The sequence below is a fragment of the Persicitalea sp. genome (genome assembly GCF_041751555.1).
Taxonomy (GTDB): domain Bacteria; phylum Bacteroidota; class Bacteroidia; order Cytophagales; family Spirosomataceae; genus Persicitalea.
Genome location: NZ_JBGSXF010000084.1, coordinates 1 through 3,739, shown reverse-complemented (window position 1 = coordinate 3,739; position 3,739 = coordinate 1). Strand labels below are relative to the sequence as shown.

Annotated in this window: 5 protein-coding genes; 2 read left to right on the top strand and 3 right to left on the bottom strand. The window is 51.6% G+C overall.

The annotated features are described in order from the left end of the window. Nucleotides 1-175 precede the first annotated feature (175 nt). Nucleotides 176-931: a LytR/AlgR family response regulator transcription factor gene (locus tag ACEW8P_RS02770; protein WP_373511586.1), complete on the top strand. Its 756-nt coding sequence runs from the start codon at nucleotides 176-178 to the stop codon at nucleotides 929-931. 100 nt (nucleotides 932-1,031) lie between these two features. After that, nucleotides 1,032-1,556, top strand: a complete 525-nt coding sequence (locus ACEW8P_RS02765; RefSeq protein ID WP_373511585.1) for a GNAT family N-acetyltransferase — start codon at nucleotides 1,032-1,034, stop codon at nucleotides 1,554-1,556. On the opposite strand, the gene ACEW8P_RS02760 is transcribed toward ACEW8P_RS02765, so the two are convergent. From ACEW8P_RS02760 to ACEW8P_RS02750, 3 genes are all read right to left on the bottom strand, one after another. Continuing rightward, nucleotides 1,546-2,046, bottom strand: a complete 501-nt coding sequence (locus tag ACEW8P_RS02760) for a GreA/GreB family elongation factor (RefSeq protein WP_373511584.1) — start codon at nucleotides 2,044-2,046, stop codon at nucleotides 1,546-1,548. The genes ACEW8P_RS02765 and ACEW8P_RS02760 overlap by 11 nt on opposite strands. A gap of 346 nt (nucleotides 2,047-2,392) precedes the next feature. After that, the gene (locus ACEW8P_RS02755) at nucleotides 2,393-2,635 is read right to left on the bottom strand and encodes a hypothetical protein (protein ID WP_373511583.1); all 243 of its coding nucleotides are present in this window, start codon (nucleotides 2,633-2,635) and stop codon (nucleotides 2,393-2,395) included. A gap of 164 nt (nucleotides 2,636-2,799) precedes the next feature. Next, nucleotides 2,800-3,739 (bottom strand): alkaline phosphatase family protein (locus ACEW8P_RS02750; protein WP_373511582.1); only part of this gene is annotated, 940 nt, incomplete at its 5' end.

Below are 3,739 nucleotides of genomic sequence, written 5' to 3'. Positions count from 1 at the left end.
CCGAACTAAAAAGCAAATCGGCCAGTTACCGCAAATCCTATGGCCTGAAGATGACCGCTGAACGGATCGCATTAGTGAATCAGGTATATCAGACTCAAACGCAGGTAATGATCAATGACCTGGTAGATACGGAAGGGCATTCTTCGGGAACGGAGGTTATTTTACAAATTCCGCTATGAAAACGCTAATTATTGACGACGAACCCGACAATGTCCGATTGTTGGGATTGCAACTGGCGCGGCACTGTCCGCACGTGGAAATTGTCGGCCAGTTTACGGACAGTACCGACGGACTCCGAGCCATTCTGGCGCTGCGTCCGGGGTTGGTGTTTCTCGATATTGAAATGCCGGTTATGAATGGCTTTCAGCTGCTGGAGAGGGTGGGTGAGATCAATTTCCACATTGTCTTCGTAACCGCCTACGATCAATACGCGGTTCGGGCGTTCCGATTCTCAGCGCTGGATTATTTGCTCAAACCCATCGACACGGTCGATTTGATCGCCACCGTGCGCCGGGCCGAAACGACGCCCCGCATCAATCCGCAACAGTTGGAACTAATGCGGCAGTACTACCCATCAGGGCCGACAGGAGTTGACTCGTTTCCCAAAGGGCGGATCGCCTTACCCCACGCCAGCGGGTTGGTGTTCGTGGATACCAAACAAATCATCTACTGCGAAGCTGACAGCAACTACACCCGCTTCCACCTGGAAGGAGGCGAGCAGTACATGGTGACCAAAACCCTCGGGGACGTGCAGGAAGTTCTGGAAACCCGGGACTTTGTGCGGGTTCACCGCCAGTTCATGGTCAACCTGGAACATATCCGGAAATTAGTGAAAGGAGAAGGTACTTATCTATTATTGACCAGCGGTGTAAGCATTCCGGTGGCCCGCCAGCAAAAAAACCGATTGATGGAGCGGTTCGGTTGGATATAAGATATTTGCGTAATCGTCAGCAGAGTAAAAGCCGCCATGAGTCAGCTACTCAAGCCTGGCAACCAAGCTTTGCATTTATAGTAATTTGACACCAAGCAGGATGGCTATTTCTATCGACTGTGACCTATGTGTTATTCGATCGTGGCAACAGGAGGACGAACTGACACTTCCTTACCACGGCAACAACAAAGCCATTTGGCTGAACGTACGGGATCGCTTTCCGCATCCCTACACACCAGCCGACGCGCACCAATGGATTGAGTCTGTTTTGGGAGCCTGTCCGGAAACGAGTCTTGCTATTACGGTCGGGGGTGAGGCAGTCGGGGGTATTGGCTTGGAACTCCATGATGACATCGGGCGTTGCGCGGCTGAAGTAGGGTACTGGATAGGACAGACGTACTGGGGTCGTGGAATCGTCACCGAAGCCTTAAAAGCCTTTACCAAGCATGCCTTCGGGGAGTTTGAACTATCGCGCCTCTATGCCCTTCCCTTCGCCCACAACCGGGGGTCGTGCAGGGTACTTGAAAAAGCAGGCTACCAATGCGAGGGAATTATGCGGCGCAGTGCGATTAAGGATGGGGAAATCGTAGACCAGGCTTTGTACGCTGCCTTCCCTACCATTTGATCTCTATCACTTCCAGCCTCCGCACTTCCCTGCCTAAGCGCAGCTCAGCTACTTCCCCGACCTTCTTGCCCGTTACAGCCACCGCAATCGGTGCCACAAAGGCAATTTTCTGCTTTTGAATATCGGCTTCGTCCACGCCCACGATCTGGAATTTCTGGATTTGATTTTTCCCGACGACTTTCAGAGTCACGGTAGCACCGAAGCGTACTGCGTCGCGCTGAGAATCCACGGGGTCGAGGACCACGGCGGAGTTGATGCGTTCTTGTAACAAAATCTGCCGGCCGTTGAGGACAGTAGTTGCGATTCGCTGCTCGGTTTCGTTTTCCAGCGCGAGACCGTCTTTTTCAGCTTGCAGGGCCTTTTGTTCTGCCAGTAGTTCACTAAGGCCGTTGGGGGTTACGTAATTGGTAACGCCCAATGGCAGGGCCGAACGCGGTGGAATGACGGGGATCTCTTCTTGGTCACCTTCTTTGACAAATCCTCTACTCATAACTTTGCTTTTAGAGAAACCTATACAAAAACACTGCCTGACGTTCAACAAACAAATCCCCCCACGCCAAATACGGGCGCGAAGGGATTTCTTTTACCTACCAACCAGTCTGTCGCCCCCCACCTAAGCAAAAAAGCCAGGACGAATCCCGGCGGCGCAGTGCCTGAGCAATGCTGGTGATCTGTTCACTGCTACGTCCCTGATCCTTCATGCTGGCCTTTTCATACTCATCCCGAAGAGCGGCATCCGACAACATGCTTCACCAAAAAGCCCCGACGGTCAAGTCAGGGCTTTTTGGTGGAAAAGGCAGGTAAGGCGGTCAGTCGTAACCAAACCTTTTTAATCGTCAGAGTGCTTTCGTTACGATGTCGAAGATGTCGATTTTGTTCAAAAGATCATGGAAAGATGCTTCGCGCTGATCTTTGGTTTCAAACTTGATGTGCAATTTCTTTCCCGTGTCCAGCTCCATGTAGATCACGTGCAGGCCGTCTTCGGTATCTTCGGTCGGTTCATCGTCCTTCCATATTCTTCTGATGTAGGCCAGGTTATAGATTTCGGCTTCGCCGTCGATTCTCAGGTAGTTTGCCATTTTTGTTAGATAGGGTGAGTGAAAGTGAATTCAACCAAAAAGTAATGCCAGTACGGAGAATTTTCGCCGATACCCCGCTTCGCTAAGGCTATCGTGGAAAAATACGCTGGATTGTCTATGGCACATATGGGTTTCGAAAGGAGGAAGATCAAATTAGCTCTTCTTCACTTCAACTGCCGCTCCACCCGCGTATAATCCACGTACTGATACTGACCCAGCACCGATCGCTCCAGCGTAAGTTGGTAGGTTCCCCAGGGGTACGTTACTTCGGTCTTGTGGGTTTCCTGCACCAGTTTTCCGGCGGGCGGAATTTTCTTTTTTAGAAACTCTCCCATGATTCGGCCATCCATTGAGATCGGGATGGGTAGGTCGTAAAGACTCAGAATCGTGGGGGCTAAATCCACGTTGGAGGTCGGGAGGGCACTCTTTACCGAAGTTTTGAAGTCGGGACCGAGGGCCAGCAGGGCGATGTTAATTTCGTAGGGACTCGATCCGCCGTGTCCGGCCACGCCGCCCGAAAAGTCGGTACCTGCGTAGCCTTTTTCATTTATATTGTCATTCCAGTTGGGAGCTACCAGAATATCGCCAGTCCGGGTAGGGTGGTTGTAGTGGATGGTGGCGAAGGAGAGAGTCCCATCCACCCAGCCCTGAATCGCGTCGTTGGGTCGGGCTTGGGTAAAAATTGCGCCAATCCACTCTTCCTTTTGCAACAAGCCTACGATTTTTTTAATGATTTCGGGGTCATGGTCTTTTACGTAGACAGCTCCTTCCGCTACCACCACATCCTCTGAATCCTTACCTTTTTTCAGCCCCTGAGTAATCAGAAAATCTGTGAGGTTTTGCTTCCCGATATGCGTCACAAACCCATGGTCGGCAGAAATAAGAATATTGATCGAATCGGTCAATCCGTTGGCTTTCAAAGCTTCCATAATCCGTCCAAACTGCGCATCCACGAAGTGAATGGCCCGCACGGCTTCTGCCGAACCGATACCGTGGCTGTGCGCGGCCCCGTCGGGATCAGAGTACCAGATGGCACTCACCAGCGGGCCGTGGGGAGTAAGGCCGTATTTTAGGAAAGCATTGGTGATCCAGACATGGCGGTTT

What these genes read in the sequence shown, in the direction of transcription:
- ACEW8P_RS02760 (WP_373511584.1), bottom strand. Translation starts at nt 2,046, where the DNA reads ATGAGTAGAGGATTTGTCAAAGAAGGTGACCAAGAAGAGATCCCCGTC.
- ACEW8P_RS02755 (WP_373511583.1), bottom strand. Translation starts at nt 2,635, where the DNA reads ATGGCAAACTACCTGAGAATCGACGGCGAAGCCGAAATCTATAACCTG.
- ACEW8P_RS02765 (WP_373511585.1), top strand. Translation starts at nt 1,032, where the DNA reads ATGGCTATTTCTATCGACTGTGACCTATGTGTTATTCGATCGTGGCAA.
- ACEW8P_RS02770 (WP_373511586.1), top strand. Translation starts at nt 176, where the DNA reads ATGAAAACGCTAATTATTGACGACGAACCCGACAATGTCCGATTGTTG.